Here is a 17,956-nt window from a genome sequence, read left to right as displayed (position 1 = left end):
GTAGGATTGAGAACACCCTTTTGTTATTCCATCAATGAACACTTTAATGAAGTAATGAAAAACCCAACTTCTCTATGATTTTTTATAGGGAAGTTGGGTTTTGAGTTTTCCTTATCGTTGTAAATCTGAACATAACACGCTGTTGCTTCTGCCGGAATCACTCTTCTTTTCTTTATGAATTTATCATTTGATTACGATTGACTAACACAAATCTCTTCATTGAAGGATGGGAAAATATTCAACGAGTTATGGATAAGCACTTAGGGAATCATGAGAGAAATGTTGTTTGTTTTTAGTATAGAAATATAAAAATGGATTAAATTCTATTTTGAATTTAGTTAATAAATGAAGTGAAATCCTTTTTTCATTAAGATTATATTTCGTTTAACTAAATATTTACATTAGATGTTTATAATATTAATGTTATAATTATTTATCTTATCTGATGTGAATACAGATTTAAGCTTAATCGAAAAAGGGAGGAAATAGCGTGTCAGAACATAAGAAACATCCATCTATCTTTGAACCCGTCTCGTTTATACTCAATATTGTCGCTAGCGTTATCGGAGCTATTATTGGTTTACAAATTGTAACGACACTTGGAGTAACACCAAGTACAGCTATTATTGGTGGTCTAGTAGCCATGTTGATAGCCAGAATTCCACTTGCGATCTTCCAGAAATTCAAGTCTGTCCATCGTCAAAATCTTATGCAGACATCTATTTCTTCTGCTACTTTTGGAGCAGCAAATAGTTTGTTTATACCCATTGGGATTCCTTTTGTATTAGGAGCACAAGAGTTAATTATCCCGATGCTTATTGGTGCAGCCCTTGCAATGTTTATTGATGCTGCTATTCTATATAAATTATTTGATTCAAGAATCTTTCCAGCTCATGAAACATGGGCGCCTGGTGTTGCAACAGCAGAGTCCATTATCGCAGGAGATAAGGGTGGAAAAAGAGCGGCGTTATTAGGTGTAGGAACATTAATTGGATTGGTCGGATCATATTTTAAATTTTCTATGTCTGCTTTTGGTGTGGCGTTCATCGGTAATATTTGGGCTTTAACCATGTTTGGTATCGGGTTATTGGTGAATCAATATTCGAAATCATTGTTTCAATTCGATGTCAGCGAACAGTATGTTGCTCATGGAATCATGATTGGAGCAGGAATCGTCGCACTTATTCAGATATGCATTATTATTTTTAAAAAACAATCCAATACTGGAAAAGAAAGTGAACAATTAGCAGAGACAAGACCAATGAACGAGGTAAGAAGGGCATTAGGATATGGCTTTATCGCGTACTTAGTAGTATCCTTGCTAATTGCCTTAACTGCTGGACTATACACCCATATGTCTTTTGGGATGCTAATTGGATTTATGATTTTTGCAGCCTTTGCAGCTTTCGTCCACGAAATGATTGTTGGAATTGCTGCAATGCATTCTGGTTGGTTTCCAGCATTCGCAGTAGCTTTTATTACTTTGCTTGTGGGAATTATGATTGGATTTCCTCCCACAGCCCTTGCTCTGCTTGCGGGATTTAGTGCAGCAACAGGACCTGCTTTTGCTGATATGGGATATGACTTAAAAACGGGCTATATTTTACGAGGAAATGGGAAAGATAAAGAATTTGAACGAGAAGGCAGAAAACAACAATATATTGCAGGGATGATTGCATTTGCAGTAGCTGTTGTTGTTGTGATTTTTGTTTATCAAGGTTACTTTGACAAAAATCTAGTACCTCCAATTGATAAAGTATATGCTTCTACTATTCAAGCAGGTGCTTCTTTGGAAGTGGCCAAACAACTTCTCATTTGGGCAATACCAGGTGCAATTATCCAGCTAATTGGGGGTCCAACCAGACAATTGGGTGTAATGTTTGCAACAGGTTTATTAATTACAACACCAAATGCTTGTTGGGCAGTTTTATCAGGTATTGTTATTCGCTTTATCGTAACAAAGTGGAAAGGGAAAGAAGCCGAAGGTCCAATGAGTATTTTAGCAGCTGGGTTCATTGCTGGAGATGCACTGTATAGTTTCTTTAATTCCATCTTTAAACTAAGAAAATAACGAGGTGACATCTGTTGTCTAAAATTAAATTGGATGAAGAAATGGTAGAATTTGCAGTATATGGTGGAGCAGTACTTGGAGGAGGAGGTGGGGGATGGATCGACGAAGGCTTACAAATCGGTCGTCTCTCTTTAGAAATCGGACAGCCGACTCTCTACTCTATTGACGAATTAGCAAATGATGATCTACTCGTGACGGTTTCTCTTGTTGGAGCACCTGCAGCCAAAGAGCAATATTTAAAACCGATGTATTATGCTAGAGCATTAGAGCTTTTATCTCAAAAACTAGAACAGCCCATTAGCGGTATTATTACGAATGAAAACGGTGCAGGCACAACTGTTAATGGATGGTTTCAATCCGCAGTAACTGGTATTCCTGTCATTGATAATCCTTGTAATGGAAGAGCACATCCAACAGGAGCAATGGGTTCGCTCAATTTGTCAGATGACCCAAAATACATTTCACACCAAGGCGCAGTCGGTGGAAAAGATGACCGTTATGTAGAAGTGAGTGTATCTGGTTCGTTAGGAAAATCTGCTACTTTAATCCGAAATGCTTCTGTAGAAGCAGGTGGTTTAGTAGCTGTTGCTAGAAATCCAATAACAGTCGCCTATGCTAAAGAGCATGGTGCTCCTGGAGGAATATCGCAAGCAATTGAAGTCGGTAAAGCATTGGTTAATAATAAAGGGGAAGCAGCAATTGATGCAGTGGTGGCACAATTAGGCGGCAAAGTATGTGCTACTGGCAAGGTAACTGAATTTCATTTAGAAACCATAGGCGGTTTTGATGTAGGTTCAGTTTGGATCGATGATAAATATGAGTTGATTTTTTGGAATGAGTATATGACATTAGAAAGAAATGGAGAACGTTTTGCAACTTTCCCTGATCTTATTATGACTATGGATGCAAAAACAGGAAAGCCTATTGTATCTGCTGCAGTTGAAAAAGGGCAGTCAATAACAGTGATAACCGTGCCAAAAGCTAATTTGTTGTTGAGTTCTACCATGCGAAACAAAGCACTATTAACACCAATTGAAGATATTATTAAAAAACCAGTGATTTCTTACTTGACGTAACAATAGCTTATCTAATTTATTTATTAATAGAAGGTAAATAAAATTTTTGCATAAATTAAGTTTAAACATGTTAAGAAGTCGCTTGATGTTTGCGCACCTATGGCACTAGTCACACTATTTTTTTCGTCTGCCACCCTTAGTAGACAAAAGACGCTCCACCCGCGAGCGCTGAGACATATTTTTAGATTCAAACAACCGACTACCTTTAAAGGTAGTCGGTTGTTTGAATCACTTGAATTCTTTTTCTCTTGGAAGTAAGAAAATATATACTTTTAGGTTATTGTTATGGGCAATATATTTCTGCTCATATTGTCCGTTCGGGTATTTATCCTTTGCAGGCTGTATGATCTATATTTAATGTCTTTCATGCTAGATTTGTAGCCGCCATCTGGATATACCCCCATTTACCAGTGTTAGTGTTACCATCAGGGCTAAATTTTCCTTTGAAGTAGGCAGGAGAGTTTTTTTCACCTGCCCAAATAAACAATTCATCTCATTGAATTTCATACACATAGTCAAATGTGTTGCCTATACTGTCATAATATCGAGATTTAATTTCTTTGCCAGATTCTCCACCAAAAGGTTTCAAGTGTTCAATAATCTCAATCCCTTTTATTTCTTGACCGTTTTGCTTTAAATTGACATGCTGAAGTAAAAAGAAGCCACCTTCCATCCATTCATATATAACTGTACCTTCTACTCCTCTACTGATTTCCCAAGTTCCAACTAATCGATTTAGGGTTTTGAGCTCAATGTTCGGAATCGGTATCGTTTGTCATCTCCCCTCATATATCCATCTTATTTTTTTGATAGATAAAATTTAGTAATTTCAGTTGCTAAGTCAGCAGGCGCCATCATAACTGCTGAATGATCCTGGTCTGATAGGATATCATGCTTACCTTGTGGAAGTAGTGCAACTAAGGCTTTGGCTGCATCATGAAAGAAAACCTCACTATTCAAAGGTTGGGATTTGGACAAACCAACGATCAGTAGGAAGAGGTTGACCCGATTGCGTATTCCCCATCACCATCCCATCATATGCCAAGGTATGCGCCATTCCTTCCATTACTTTCCATGATTGATCTGCTTTCATGTATTCAACAAATTCACTTGGCACACCAATTGCTTGAGTCATAAAATATTCAACCGCTTCGTTTCGTTGATTGGATGCGATTAATTGATTTAAGTGTGTTACATACTCAGCAGGTACAGGGACACGACCTTCATTAATAATAAAGGGTGGTTCATACAGAAAAAGCTTAGCTACTTTGTTTCCCAGTTGGCTTGCTGCTTCAAGAGCCAACACTGCGCCTGAAGAGCTTCCAAATAAGTAAGACCGACCGCCAGACTCTTGGATTAACGCTTCTATGTCCTCTATTTCTCGCCTCACAGCGTATGGTGCTGTGTCTGTGCTTTCTCCTCTTCCGCGGCGATCATAATTATAGACTGTAAAGTGCTTAGCTACATGCTCTGCTAATTTTACGGTATCGCGGTGATCCGCTGCTGCTGCTGATACGAGAATGACTGCAGGACCCTTTCCTCGTTTTTCATAAGCTATCTTTGTTCCATCTTTTGAAATAACGTGTTGCATTTTGTATTCCTCCAATTGTTTTATTAAAAAATATCAAGAGGTATGAAGATACTTTTCCAATCGATCCAAGGCATCTGTGAATCCTTCGATCATACCGATGGTTTCCGCACTGTCCAGATCCTCGACACTTGCAAACTGGGTAGTAATCGTGAGTTTCGTGCTTCTGTTCTCATCTTCAAAAGTGACAGATGTATGCATTTCACTGCCTTCCACAGCATTCCAATCACGGTCTACAAAAGTATCGGTATAGACAAGTTTTGATTGCTCCATAACTTGGGTATAAGTGGCTTTACAGCGGGCTTCTTCATCTTTCCCATCGTTCGGAGCTATCCGGTATCGCCAAATTCCTCCAGCTCGAACATCCATTTCATAAACAGTAGTAGACCAGTTTTTCGGGCCCCACCAATTCTCAATATGTTCTGGCAAGGTCCAGCCTTGCCAGGCAAGTTTACGTGATACAGCTATGTTTCGTTCCACGATCAGTTCCCGATTCTTTAGGTTTTTTGTAATCTTGGTTTTTTTACTATTCATGACGATCCATCCCTGCTAAATAAAGTTCTAGATTATCCAACCGTTCTTGTCAAATGTTTCAATAGTTCCAGAGATAGTGGTCAACAAAGCTATTCATTGCTGTCATATTTACTCCTTTCTTTCCAAGTTGCTTAAGTAGGATTCAAATTGATCCAGTCGTTCTTCCCATAACTGGCTGAACGAATCAAACCAAGCATCAAGTTCCTGAAAAGGCTTGGGTTCAAGACTATAAATACGTTGTTGTGCCTTTCGGTTCACACGAACTAGTCCCGCTTCGCTCAAAATACGTAAATGACGGGAGACTTGAGGTTGACCAATGTTCAATTCTTTTACCAATTCATTCACCGATCGAGGTTTTTTCTTTAACAATTCAATGATGTTAAAGCGATTCGGCTCGGCAATTGTAAATAGGGTTGATTGCATGGTGATTGTGCTCATGAACATAATATACACTAAAACATATATATGCATCAACGTATATAAATGGCGAAATTATTTTTTATATCGATTGAACTTGTTGGTGTTCTATAGCAAGCTTATATGGAATGTTTGTGTAATTGTGATATCATTCCCTGAAAATAGGCGATTAACGAACGAAATACTTGTTGTTTTCTACAAGAAGCGGTGGTTAGAAGAGTCTCATTTCTTTGAGGATTTATAGGTGTGAGGGAGTTGTGTCACATCAAATTAACCTTAAGAAGTGAAGGTTCGCCAAGAAAGGATTTGAGATATTTGCTAATTTCCAAATGATGGAGATGGCGAAAAGAGACGTAGGAGAATAAGGATTTACAACGATACAGAAAAGTCCCATGCTAATTTCCCTGGATTTTAATATTTGTATTTTCTGGATTATGGTCTCACCGTCATTTCCCGGATCTGATTTCCCAATTTTACCATTCAATTAAGCTCGACCGAGATTCAGCATTTCCTCCTATTGCTTCTTTTAAATGGATATCGTTTTGTCTTACCCCAGAATATAAAAGAAGGAGAGGCATGGCTATAAAAAGCGGCTAATTTTGAAAATTTAGAGACTCTGACACAATTAGGTCATGCGTATTTAACCGCCAATGTATTATCTCAAAATACAGAGAAAGGAGAGAAATGGTTAAAGAAATCAGCAGATGCAGGAAACATGGGGGCCATAGTGATACTTAGCTATCATTATCTGAATGGGTGTTTTTTACCTGAAAATACAACTGAAGGGGAGCGACTGTTAAAAAAGCAGTTGAAAAAGGGAACATATATGCAATGAAGCAGCTTGAGATTTTAAGACAGAAGGAAAGAGGTGAGTAATGTCGTAATTTTAACAGCGCAATTATTACAAATGGCTAACAATGAAGAGTCAGATCACTATATAGAAGGCTAAAAAAAACGTTCATCCACAAGGAACGTTTTTTAAAATAATTTCTGCTCAACTAGAAACACCTTTCGTATTGGATTGTTCGAAAGGTGTACTATACTTTTCTATTTATTTCGCTAAGCATTCCCCAATGGTTTTTCTTTCCACATGAACGTAATACCAAGACCTATGACTAGAATGACAGCAGCGAAAAGATAAGGATAGTGAATGTTTACGTCAAATAGTATTCCGCCTATTGCAGGCCCTACAATATTGCCTAAACTGGTATAGGTTGAATTCATTCCAGCAACAAATCCCTGCTCTTTCCCAGCATCTTTTGATAAAAATGTTGTCAATGCCGGACGAAGTAAATCAAAGGCGAGGAAGATGAAGCAAGCTACTGCCAACACTTCTAAAAAGCTAGAGATCAAGGTAGATGCCACTGCGAATATTGCAGCTGTAATTAAGCATAGTTGGATCAGTTTCTTTTCACCGAGTTTATCTACCATTTTTGCAAACACAAATACTTGGACAACAACTCCAAAGATGGAGCTAATAGTAATAATAGCTGCAATGTCTTTCGGTGTGAAGCCAAATTTAAGATCGGAAAATAGGCTGAAAATAGTTTCATATGCTGATAATCCAAAAGCAAGTACAAATACAAGGATAAAGGCAATAAAGTAAAGTGGATGAAATGATTTTTTAAAATCTCTTATAATAGTTGTTTGTTTTTTATTAGCAGAAATTTCTGCTAGCTCTTCCTTTGTTAGAGGCTCTTTTAAAATAAATATGGATGTAATGCATGCTAAAAAGGCTATGGCTGCAGCAAAGTAGAAGGGCATGCGTATACCGTATTCTGCAATAAAGCCACCGACTCCAGGACCAATAATAAAGCCAGTGCTAATGGCGGCAGAAATATAGCCCATCGCTTTTGAACGTTCCTGAATGGATGTAATATCTGCAACATATGCAGTAACACCTGGCATAATAAAAGCGGCACTAATTCCTCCTAAAATCCTTGATAAATAAAGGACGAACACATTCGTGCCTAAACCAAAGATAAGTTCTGAAACGCCAAAAAGAAACAAACCAATTATGATGATTTTCTTTCTACCATAACGATCAACCCAATATCCTGCAAGTGGTGAGATAAGTAGTTGTGACACTGCAAATACAGCAACAAGATAACCCATGGTTTTTCCTGATAAATGCATGATATTCATAAAAGACGGCATAACTGGAATGATAAGTCCAATTCCTAGAAATGCAATGAATATATTGCTTAGAAGAATAATCAATATTGACTTTTGTTGTTTTATTGTTTTTTTCATGTATCGAAACGCCTTTCTGTAAAAATCATTGATGTGAAATACCTCTCCAAAACACTGTCCACGAAGCTTCTAATTTATCCTTTAGCCGTTTCCCATCATTGCCGTATACAAGCTCCATCATAAGGGAATCGATTACTCCTAAGAAGGCGAAAGTCGGGGTTTTTGCTACATCTCCGACAATTATTTTCGCATTGATCCAATTCTGAAATTTATTTTCTAGTATCGCTTGCACCTTCTCGTCTATATCGATCACTTCTCTTTCAATAGCCTTCGAAAGATGTGCTGGTGGAAAAAAAGACATACGTAACCAAAACTTTAACTGCTCATTTTTTTGGAAAAGTTCAATTATCAATTGGAGAAATCCATACAAATCTTTTTCGGGGTTTTGCGAATCAATTTTACTGAAATATCGTAGTTTTGAAGATAATTCCGTCGCTTTCGCGTCGCGTAAAACTTGCAGAAAAAGATCGTCCTTCCCTTTAAAATGAGCGTAAATCGATTGCTTTTTCATGCCGACTTCTTCAGCTATTTGAGAAAGGGATGCTCCTTCATAACCATGAATGGTGAAAAATTTTAGAGCTGCCTCCTTAATTACTTTGCTTTTCAAAAAATCACCTCTAATTTAACGAACGTTCGTCAGTTATATTAGCAAATGAAACAAACATAAGCAAGTAGAAAATATTTAGCATCAAATAGGGGTACTGGTGATGATCATTTATTTGTACAGAGGCAAGGTTTTACTTTATAATGAACCTAGGCTGAATGCAGTCTGTCGTTTTAGTGAGAGGATTTTCATGTCTAAGAAGCTCCGACTCCACAGTCCGCTCGGTACCTACTGGGAGATTGAATGTCTCATTGCTATTGTTAAAGATTGCCATGAGTTTGACAAACGTGTTTACGAAGCGATGCAGACTACCTGGCTTGCCGACAGTTTTAATCTGCGAATTTCCCCACATAGTGTAGAGATTAACCAGTATGGCGGTGGCCCTGGTCGAGACTATGATAGCACTTGGTGTCGGACGGTTTTTGGGAGTACAACCAAGGGTGGTCTCCGAGCAGGACAGACGGAAATCGTCTACTTTGACGAAAAGCCTCTTATTAAGGTCAAGCGTAAGGTGTAACACCGGTTCATTCCTCTACTAAGCTTTTAGGAACAAATCAGTGTTACATAGTCTGGTCAGCAGCCAGTTGTCCAGACGCCGTAATATAAGGAAAGTATATAGATGAGAGTCGTCGTGGGACGGCTTTTTTATTTTACATAAAGGCAGTTGATGAATTGAACGATTTCAATTCTTAGAGAAAGCAACACAATGAAAGTGAAAGATAGAAGTTGTTTTTGAATTTGTTTTTTTAGCAATGTATCTGCGCATTGTTTCGAAGCTCTTGTGTGAGTTGTGGAGAGGATAGAAGTAATTAAAATATGTTAGGAAAAATATTAATGGAGTTAGAGATATCATGGGAAAAAGAAGATAAAGGTCCATTATAGCTCTGTAAAAGGATTGCGGTTACCAAAGTACGTTTAGGCATATATCACTTGTACGAAAACGATTCGCACACTAAAGGATCAACTTGGAAAATATATCTATCTGCAAGCCAGTTTTTGGATTGATTTCAGATAGATGAAAATGAGCAACGGCTACCATGTTCAACAAGATTGCCGTTTTTAACAATTCGAGAGATGGAGATCTGTCCGGTTTAGATGCTGATTATTGCTAATAACAGAGAGCGTTGTCGTTCACTTTTAACTCTTAAAGTGTCTAGCACTTATTGGAAAATCACTTATGCGTGTGTTTATTTATGCTCTGAAAGGGTGAATATTTTGGTTATACAGGATCCCTACATTTTTAATAAATTAGATTATTGTACTTATATTCTACTAGTGTTATATTACATATATGAAATATTAAAACAAGGAGGATCTTCATGCACTCCATTTCGAATGTAGAATTCATGCTGCTGCAAATGATTATGGAATGTCGTCATGCTTCTGGGTACGATATCAAGAAGTTAGTCGATCAACGAGGTTATCGAGAATGGGCAAATATCGGCATGACTTCGATTTACGCTGGCCTGAAAAAGCTGAGCAATAAAGGTTGGATCGTGTCCAAGGAATTCGATGGAAAATCTGGCAAGGGACCAATGCCGAATCGTTTTTCTCTCACTCAAGCGGGTACTGCCAAGCTCAGACAAGAAATTCTGGACAGTCTGTCATCTGCACGAGAACGCGACAGTCGCTTCGATCTCGGCCTGGCTGCTTTGTCTCTTGTCGAGAAAGACGAGGCAGTGGAAGCATTGCGGAATCGATTGGATTTTCTTCAAGAGACTTTAGAAAAAATAAAGTTGAAGTATGAATCGCAAGGCGGTGTTCGACTGCCACTGAACGTAAGAGCGTTGTTTCTGCATCCGATAAGCCTCATCGAGAGTGATCGGGCTTTCGTTTCTGATTTAATTAAAGAGCTGCTGGAGGAGACAGAGGAATATGGCAAACATCATTGACGGTTTTGTTTCTTATCAAGGTGAACATTGTGAAACAACAGCTATGGGAAATCTGCTGCAATTTGCGGGAATTCAACTTTCGGAACCGATGCTATTCGGACTTGGGCAAGGGCTCGGATTTATATATTGGGACTCGAAGAAGATGGACTTTCCGTTCATCGGAGGAAGAGTGAAACCCGATAAATTGACAGCCAATCTTGGCGACAGGCTGAGGTTAACCGTCGAAATTCAAGAAACGTCGTCCGTCAAAAAAGCGTGGCAGAACGTACGAAGCTGCATCGAACAAGGAATTCCGGTCGGGATGAAATTGGACTCTTATTATTTGGACTATTTCACGAATAAAGTGCACTTTGCTGGTCATTATGCAGTCCTATATGGTATCGATGACAAATACGCTTATATGGCTGACACCAGACAACAGGGTGGATTGGTGAAGACGCGTTTGACGAGCTTAACCGCTGCTAGAAACGCAAAGGGGGTTATGAGTTCCCGGAATCGCTCTTTTACACTCAAGCCAATCGACGCTTTGCCTCCGCTCATTTCCGCTGTGCGCGAATCCTTGATTAAGAATTCGTATGATTATTTGAACCCTCCTATTCGCAATATTGGGAATAAAGGGATTGTAAAAATGAGTGAGGAAATCTTGAAGTGGCCTTCCCGTAGCATCAATTTCGAACATGATTTATGCCTGACCGCTTTGCTGATGGAGCGTGCTGGAACCGGCGGTGCTTTGTTTCGGAATCTGTATCGAGATTTCCTCAAAGAATGCGTCGATCTGTTGGAAGACCCGAAAATCGACCAAGCTCACCGTTTGTTTACGGAAATTGCTCCAATGTGGGTTGGTGTTTCTGCTTCGATCGAGCATGCGGGAAAAACAGGAAACCCACAGGAGCTGAAACAAACTTCGAAGCTTTTGCTAGAGATTGCTGATAAAGAACGTACAGCCATGGAGCTGCTATCCTGACTTATTGGAGCAAGTAGTAATACCGCATCAAAAAAGACATTATCCCTTGTTGCTTCTTTTGTTCAAAAAATCTTCCGATTATACCGAAATGGAGTTTAGGAAGTATAGTGACAAAATAATTTTTTGTGCCAAGTATTTTACAAGTTTAAAGATTTGAGCAGACCGTAAATTCGCGCGGGGTGCTTGATGTAGAAATCAGGCACCCCGCAGATCATACAAGATCACATTTCTTGAAACTTCTTGTCAGCAAGGATGTGAACCAGGATCGTCGACCGGTAGCGTTATTGTAATGGGAAAACCAACGCTTTCTGAGCATTGCTACTTGTCCCATCTCAATAATGCCCTTTCCATTTGATCCAAAGACATAGGCAAGGGCATCAGGAGGGTTAAATTCATCCTTATGAGATACAAGGATGATTGTGAGTTGATACTGTTTGACGAGGCGGCGCAGATTGGAAAGCACAGCTTGAGCTTTTGCACCATTCAGATTGGCAAACGTTTCATCAAGGATGAGAACTTTAATCTCACCGAGCAACACACCAGCTAGGCTTCGGCCTAGCATACACAATGCCAGTTCCCCGCCTGATAGAGTGCGAACTTCCTGCTTGAGTTGCGTTTGTAGCCCGACTAGCTCAGCTGCTTCCCAGATCAGTTCATCTACTCGCTGGGGTGTAAGCGAGAGTTCTTCATGGCGAAGGAAATAGCCAATATTATCTCTTACCGTGCCTGGAACCCACTCTATTTCTTTCTGCTCACTATCTACATAGTTAGCAGTTTGAGGGGCATGAAAGACATTCCGGTAGAAGGTGAGTAGGTTCGTATCGAAAACAGGCAACCACTCATGTCCATTATCCTGAACCTGGTAAGATCCCGTCCAGTGCGTGTCATCTTCTGGAAGGTTCTCATAAACGCGCGCTAGAATTTTAGCAACGGTCGACTTACCAGAACCGATCTCACCGACAAAGACTACGAATTGACCAGCATCCATTCGTAGTTCTGTCAGCTGTTTATTGCAAGGTACCAGACCATTTGGGAACAGTACGTGGCCATTGGCAAATTTGACACGTAGTGACGTACTAAGGGAAAGAGAGGATACCTTCTTTAGCACTCTGTTTCCTTGTGGACGCCTTGGTGCGTTCAACAATTGACCGAGATGTTGCAAATCCCCAAAGTGCTTACCAAGTCCCAAAAGACTTTGAACCACTTGGTAGGAAAACTGCATCGCTGTTCCTGCACAGATTCCCAACATCGAGAGATCGGCTGGGCTACGCTTATCAGAAATAGCCGTGATGTAGATCAGCCACATGAAAACGAGTGTTGGTAGAATTCGAAACCATACAAAGCGAAGGACGTTCATCCACTCATTACGCTTATAAAGCTTTGTTTGTTTGTCTAGTACATTCTTTAGAATCCTCAGCTTAAAAGTGGTAGCCCCAGATTGTTGATGAACTTCCAAATTCTTGACCAACCCATCAAGGTGATTATTTTGATTTGCATCCAATTTCTTTGCCTGTCGACTCAGCTCGAGGTTCCACCGATAGGTGAAACAAGAAAGGATACTCATCAGCAACATTCCCATTAGGGAAAAGAACAGATACTTTCCCGCTCCAAAAAGCACCACCAGCGCAACTAGGTTACCGCCAATGATCACTAGGAACTGAGCAATTTCAGGGATGTTAGCTACAAAGAGTGACACATTTCTGACGATACTGCTATGCAGCTGTCCTGACTGTTCGCTGATTCGAAGCAGCGACTGCTTGGATGTTTTACTTACTACTTTCGCGATTTCCATACCTAGGTAATCTGCATTTACGACTCTGAGCAACCGCTGCGTCTCCATGTACCACAACAACAGATAATACTGAACGGCATTAATACTAACCGTCAGTGTTACAGTAGCTGCGACTGGATTTGAGAGTAGTTCACCCATGGCGATTGGAACGAGTGCAACTGCAACTCCTTCGAGCAACAGCAACACAAGCGCACGAGTCAGTACCACTCGATCTGCTGTAAGCGAACGGAAACTATACCCTACTCCCTTACGGAAATTTCGCTGCTCTTTTCGTTGTTCTTCTGTCTTTTTTTTCTTCTCGAACAACTCAAACCACATTTTTTCTCCAATTTTTAATCGGTGATTTAACTATAGATAACCATATATAATAAGCCAAAATCAACAATAAAATTTGGGTGTTTTGCCAGTACGACTTCTTAAGTTGCATTCCATAAGAAGGTAAAAACCTTTCATTTGTAAAGTGTCAGTTGAGTCTTTCAATCGGGTGTTTTAGGCAATGGAAACATCTGAAACTCTTTAATTAAAACATAAACAACATTTTCTGAATGGAGATTTGGATATGAAGGTTCATTGCCATGCTGCATATCCGCAGGTTCTTGAATTTGGTGTCGAGATGGTTGTTCGAAGAGATTGTCAATAATTTCGCTGAAATTTTCCAGTGGATGGTTGCTAAGTGCGAAGAACTTGAGTATATTTACGATCTCAGTTTTCCAAGGACTAGTCTGCAGCCATGGTTGTATATGACGCATATGCGAAGTTTCTTCGGAACTGAACCAACAGACGAGGCAACGGACAGTTCTTGGCCCCATAATCATAAAAAAAGAAGCAGCCTCCTTGAAAATATCTATGCGCAAAAACTATATCGCCCAGAAGCTGGTATGAATGAAACGTATCCTCACTTGCAGCCTGTTTTAAGTAGAACGATCAATATTGCTCTAAAGGAGATGACTCCTGAAAATTTTAAGGGGGTTATCACCATTGTTTTATCATCATGTCAATCCATAGGATTTTCAAGCTGTTACCGATTAAACTAAATGTTGCTTAATATTAAAGGATAGCATCTGTTATAGGCTCAACAAATTATGATAAACTAAAGATATCGGTTCTGTCGAACAAGGAGTTTTACATGGAGAAGTACACCCCGGCACAGAAGGTTCTCTTCGATGGAGCCGTCCAGAGTGTCCAGGATGTTCTGAGCATGTATGTCGACAATGGGAGCGTGTGCGATATCGCCCTGTTGGCCATGCGCGTTCGTCCCTGGATTCGTATCACTGTCGAGAAAAGGGCCACCCTTATGGACCTTCGGTTGAACGCTGAGATGATGAATGGCATCACCGAGGATGTCTGTATCGCTGGGTTCCGCAACTCAAAAGCCCCCGTGATCAGCGCGGCTGCTGAGAAGGAGTACCAGCGAGTCATGGGGGAGTAATCCTCCGCAGAACCGGTCGCTGGACAATCGAGTATAGCTCGTGCGTTCAGTACCGAATTTTAAATTATCTAAGTGATTAAATAGATTAGAAACTTTATCTTGAGAAGCTAAGAAAGAAAAACTGATGCATACTGGAAAATAACTGTATGCATCAGTTTTTTATGAAACATAAGGTCAGTTTTGTTTACTTTTTTTTACTATTTTAGATACGATATTCATCAATAAGGAAACATAATTGATGAAAAGAGTGCATGAATCCCATGAACCATAATTTATCAGAAGATATTCTTTGCTTATTCGAACAACATTTGATTTTGAATGGGAAATCTGCTAACGCGATCTCTTCGTATCTATCTTCTGAAAGCATACATTAGATGGTTTCAAGATCGATTTCAGAAGGTTCCACAGCAGTTTATTGTAGAGAATGTAGCAGATTATAAGGTTTTCCTTCAACACATAGAGATTGTTCCAAGTACGTTTAACTCTCATATGGCTGGTTTGCGTTCATGAAATGAATATCTGATTCAAATGGGGAAACAAAATCATCTTGTGATTCAGAAAGAGGATTGGAAGAAGGTTCAACGCGGGTATGGCTCGTCAGCAGTGTATTATGAGGCTGATGTACAACGATTTATTCAGACAGTGTTAGAATCAAAAAACAAACGCGATTATGCTTTGGTGAATTTACTGATTTATATCTGTCTAAGGATCAACGAGGCTCTTTCTTTGGTCATCCATGATCTTTATTTGGAATTACAAGAGTTGCTAATCAGAGATGGGAAGGAAAAGAAATCTCGAACCAAATTTCTCTCGGACAAGGTGGGCTACGAGATTATTTAAAACGTGAAAGATCCAAGTATCGACTTACAAAAGTTAGTCCGTATATATTTGTTAGCAACTGTAGTCAGAGACTTTCATGAATTACTGTTTTCAAATCCTTACATAAGTACAGCAAGTTAGCAGATATTCAACCTGCTGTTTCCCCACATGGATTACGACATTTCTTTTGTTCGAATGCGTTAGAAAAAGGATTAAATGTCCATGAAGTGGCATCCATCGACCACATTACTTTATACCAATCATAGTCGAAAAGAAATGCTAGATAAGTTAAACCAGCTTTAGAGAAAAGCTGGCTCTTTTATTTTACATAATATGTAAACTGCCTGACGGACTAGAGCACGAACCGTCTCACTACCCCAACTAGAGATCAGTAAGCGCAAAACGTTACATGTATGTATGCCAAGATAGAGCGATCTATAAGATGGAACTTATTATGGAAAAGAAGCTGTCGCAAACGTATCCTTCCGCTATGCTACCTAATTAAGTCATACCAGATGGGATGAAGAGATACATGTATCAACAAAACTCGGATAGAATAGAAAAACCCTTTCACTAAGCAAGGGTTTTTCTATTCTATTCTTAACGATTGCAACTAAGCCTCTTTTTTCTTGACCAATAAATGTTCCAAAGAAGTAGCCACATTAAGATCAGCATTTCCTGATATTCCAGGAACATCACCTTTACTTGTATATTGCCAAATTGTCCAATTATCCCAACCATTATCTGGAGGAGCTGATTCTTTGTAATAACTAACCCACAGAGGATATTTGGAAAGTTTCTTTGATAAACCTGGGTATCGATCCATAAACCATAATCCAGTATAGATAATCACGTTTTTACCAGTGCTTTTTTTTACGTGAGAAATAAATGTTTCCACCCACTCAGCAGTCTGATCCATGTTTAGTTTGGTTGCCTCTAAGTCCAAAGCAGGTATAAGATCCGTCTGTGCTTTATTCATCATGGTAATAAAATGATCTGCTTCTTCTTTTCCATCCTCTACTGATCCAGAAGGACGTGCAAAATGGTAAGCTCCTGTTTTAATCCCAGCTTCTTTCGCCTTTTGTACATTGGACACAAATAAAGTGTCTTTAAAGTTGGTTCCTTCTGAAGCTTTTATATAAGCAAATTTATATCCAGTCTTCTTGACTTTTTCCCAGTTAATAGAGCCATTATTGTTTGACACATCAATTCCAGTTACTTTTCCAGCTGATCTACCTTGCATCACTATCCTCTCCTTTTCTATTCTCTATTTCTATTTTATGTCATTTTCTGTTATATGTGTAAAAGAGATAGAAAATAATTGGAAATAAGTGAATACTATAATAGCTGGATATGTTTTGTGGAAGGAAAGGGAGGAGGAGAGGAGAGCATCACTCTTTATGATTAAAAATATGTAATCTAAAAAATGGACGGCCGTTGCCACATGCTATGAAATCTATGTAACAACACTATTAGTATAACTGGATGAAGTAAACTTGGAAAAATAAAAGTCGGGCGGTCGTCCGAATCATAGAATTCAGACGACCGCAGTGCTCCCTCAAGTGTTAGTTGTTATTTTTCTGATGCCATGTGTTTGCGCCGGGGTTCTTGTACCAAACGGATTTCTTGCCATCACTCATCGTGATAGTGCGCATACCTGTACCGTCGGGAAGAGTCTGACATGTATCCTCGACAATTTTTACTTGTTTCTTCTTAAGCCGAGAGATTCTCCGTTCAGCCATAATAGATTCCCTTTGCTATTGAACAAATGGATTTAAATAGATAATAGACAAAAATTCAACGTTTGTAAATCATACAAAGCTGTTTGGTAATCAGGAATTGATGAGATTTGGTTTTGGCTTGGCTTTCATAATCGCTCTTACATATGTTTCGAATCAATGACTAGATTTCTTTGCAACGACTTCTCACTGAGGTGCTCCTGAACCGCGTTCCAGGATGAATGAATTGCACATGCGTACAAATATTTGATAGAATATTTGTACTCCTAGACAACCACTCTGTAAATAAGAGGGTTGTCTTAATACAGCTCCATAAACTATCTATCAAGAAGGAGAAAAACGATGAGAGTAAAAGGATTTGAAGAACGTACCATGGACAAACTCGAACAAATGATAAATAAATGGCTTGAAGAAAACCTCAATGCAGAAGTTATAGATATTAAGTATGACTATGGTAGAGGTATGTCTGATGTTTTTAGCGCTCTCATCATTTATAAAAGCATATGACTGATGATATTCTGATATGAAGTAACTTCACTTATTAAGTTTAATAGAAGTGAAGACATCTATACACCATAAAAACAACACTTGATCTCAAATTAATAGGATCAAGTGTTGTTTTTATTTTGAGAACAGAAACATATTGGGAAAATTGAAGTAAAGGAATATCGTAGCTTACCAAATCTATGGAAATGTTTAAAGTTAGTAAAGTAAATCTGTTTTCGTGACATCTCCTAAAATATAGCATGTATAGAGAGTAATAGATCTGTATTCTGAC

General features: G+C 39.1%; 18 protein-coding genes. 10 read left to right on the top strand and 8 right to left on the bottom strand.

All coding sequences use genetic code 11. The features are described from left to right. Positions 1-490 precede the first annotated feature (490 nt). Together GSM42_RS01750 and GSM42_RS01745 are read left to right on the top strand one after the other, a co-directional pair. Positions 491-2,071: an OPT/YSL family transporter gene (locus GSM42_RS01750; RefSeq protein ID WP_160799516.1), complete on the top strand. Its 1,581-nt coding sequence runs from the start codon at positions 491-493 to the stop codon at positions 2,069-2,071. A gap of 14 nt (positions 2,072-2,085) precedes the next feature. After that, positions 2,086-3,147, top strand: a complete 1,062-nt coding sequence (locus GSM42_RS01745; protein WP_160799515.1) for a DUF917 domain-containing protein — start codon at positions 2,086-2,088, stop codon at positions 3,145-3,147. A gap of 952 nt (positions 3,148-4,099) precedes the next feature. Here GSM42_RS01745 and GSM42_RS01740 read toward each other — a convergent pair. The 5 genes from GSM42_RS01740 to GSM42_RS01720 all read right to left on the bottom strand — a co-directional run bounded on the left by GSM42_RS01740 (position 4,100) and on the right by GSM42_RS01720 (position 8,546). Then, entirely contained in the window at positions 4,100-4,738 is a 639-nt protein-coding gene (locus tag GSM42_RS01740) for an alpha/beta fold hydrolase (RefSeq protein ID WP_237446419.1), read from the bottom strand. A 33-nt stretch (positions 4,739-4,771) separates the two neighbouring features. Next, on the bottom strand, positions 4,772-5,269 hold the full coding sequence (locus tag GSM42_RS01735; protein WP_160799514.1) for an SRPBCC family protein: 498 nt from the start codon (positions 5,267-5,269) through the stop codon (positions 4,772-4,774). 108 nt (positions 5,270-5,377) lie between these two features. Continuing rightward, positions 5,378-5,692, bottom strand: coding sequence for an ArsR/SmtB family transcription factor (locus tag GSM42_RS01730; protein ID WP_202404711.1), 315 nt, complete (start codon positions 5,690-5,692; stop codon positions 5,378-5,380). 1,053 nt (positions 5,693-6,745) lie between these two features. Continuing rightward, the gene (locus GSM42_RS01725; RefSeq protein WP_160799512.1) at positions 6,746-7,939 is read right to left on the bottom strand and encodes an MFS transporter; all 1,194 of its coding nucleotides are present in this window, start codon (positions 7,937-7,939) and stop codon (positions 6,746-6,748) included. A gap of 25 nt (positions 7,940-7,964) precedes the next feature. Beyond that, a complete protein-coding gene (locus tag GSM42_RS01720; RefSeq protein ID WP_160799511.1) occupies positions 7,965-8,546 on the bottom strand; it encodes a TetR/AcrR family transcriptional regulator in 582 nt (193 codons plus the stop codon). Positions 8,547-8,733: 187 nt separating this feature from the next. Here GSM42_RS01720 and GSM42_RS01715 point away from each other — a divergent pair, with 187 nt between their 5' ends. The 3 genes from GSM42_RS01715 to GSM42_RS01705 all read left to right on the top strand — a co-directional run bounded on the left by GSM42_RS01715 (position 8,734) and on the right by GSM42_RS01705 (position 11,399). Beyond that, complete coding sequence (locus GSM42_RS01715; protein WP_160799510.1) at positions 8,734-9,060, top strand: hypothetical protein; 327 nt, start codon at positions 8,734-8,736, stop codon at positions 9,058-9,060. A gap of 802 nt (positions 9,061-9,862) precedes the next feature. Further along, entirely contained in the window at positions 9,863-10,435 is a 573-nt protein-coding gene (locus GSM42_RS01710; protein WP_160799509.1) for a PadR family transcriptional regulator, read from the top strand. Continuing rightward, positions 10,419-11,399, top strand: coding sequence for a BtrH N-terminal domain-containing protein (locus GSM42_RS01705; protein WP_160799508.1), 981 nt, complete (start codon positions 10,419-10,421; stop codon positions 11,397-11,399). The genes GSM42_RS01710 and GSM42_RS01705 overlap by 17 nt, the downstream gene beginning before the upstream one ends. Positions 11,400-11,610: 211 nt before the next feature. Here the strand turns inward: GSM42_RS01705 and GSM42_RS01700 are convergent, their stop codons facing one another. After that, on the bottom strand, positions 11,611-13,509 hold the full coding sequence (locus GSM42_RS01700; protein WP_160799507.1) for an ATP-binding cassette domain-containing protein: 1,899 nt from the start codon (positions 13,507-13,509) through the stop codon (positions 11,611-11,613). Positions 13,510-13,808: 299 nt separating this feature from the next. Here GSM42_RS01700 and GSM42_RS01695 point away from each other — a divergent pair, with 299 nt between their 5' ends. From GSM42_RS01695 to GSM42_RS21260, 4 genes are all read left to right on the top strand, one after another. Further along, a complete protein-coding gene (locus tag GSM42_RS01695) occupies positions 13,809-14,225 on the top strand; it encodes a transposase (RefSeq protein WP_160799506.1) in 417 nt (138 codons plus the stop codon). A 92-nt stretch (positions 14,226-14,317) separates the two neighbouring features. Continuing rightward, positions 14,318-14,620: a hypothetical protein gene (locus tag GSM42_RS01690; protein ID WP_160799505.1), complete on the top strand. Its 303-nt coding sequence runs from the start codon at positions 14,318-14,320 to the stop codon at positions 14,618-14,620. A 549-nt stretch (positions 14,621-15,169) separates the two neighbouring features. Then, positions 15,170-15,460: a tyrosine-type recombinase/integrase gene (locus GSM42_RS20910; RefSeq protein WP_338055192.1), complete on the top strand. Its 291-nt coding sequence runs from the start codon at positions 15,170-15,172 to the stop codon at positions 15,458-15,460. Between the two features lie 80 nt (positions 15,461-15,540). Continuing rightward, positions 15,541-15,705, top strand: coding sequence for a tyrosine-type recombinase/integrase (locus GSM42_RS21260; RefSeq protein WP_160799691.1), 165 nt, complete (start codon positions 15,541-15,543; stop codon positions 15,703-15,705). A gap of 347 nt (positions 15,706-16,052) precedes the next feature. Here the strand turns inward: GSM42_RS21260 and GSM42_RS01675 are convergent, their stop codons facing one another. Further along, positions 16,053-16,682 carry a glycoside hydrolase family 25 protein gene (locus GSM42_RS01675; RefSeq protein ID WP_160799503.1) on the bottom strand — a complete coding sequence of 210 codons (630 nt, stop codon included), beginning with the start codon at positions 16,680-16,682 and terminating at the stop codon, positions 16,053-16,055. 322 nt (positions 16,683-17,004) lie between these two features. Then, positions 17,005-17,181: a hypothetical protein gene (locus GSM42_RS01670; RefSeq protein ID WP_160799502.1), complete on the bottom strand. Its 177-nt coding sequence runs from the start codon at positions 17,179-17,181 to the stop codon at positions 17,005-17,007. 339 nt (positions 17,182-17,520) lie between these two features. On the opposite strand from GSM42_RS01670, the gene GSM42_RS01665 reads away from it, so the two are divergent. Beyond that, positions 17,521-17,685, top strand: a complete 165-nt coding sequence (locus GSM42_RS01665; protein ID WP_160799501.1) for a sporulation protein Cse60 — start codon at positions 17,521-17,523, stop codon at positions 17,683-17,685. The last annotated feature ends 271 nt before the right edge of the window (positions 17,686-17,956 follow it).

This window comes from Shimazuella alba, assembly GCF_009831235.1.
Lineage (GTDB): Bacteria > Bacillota > Bacilli > Thermoactinomycetales > Thermoactinomycetaceae > Shimazuella > Shimazuella alba.
The sequence above is the reverse complement of the archived record's forward strand: the minus strand, read 5'-3'. Positions and strand labels throughout refer to the sequence as shown.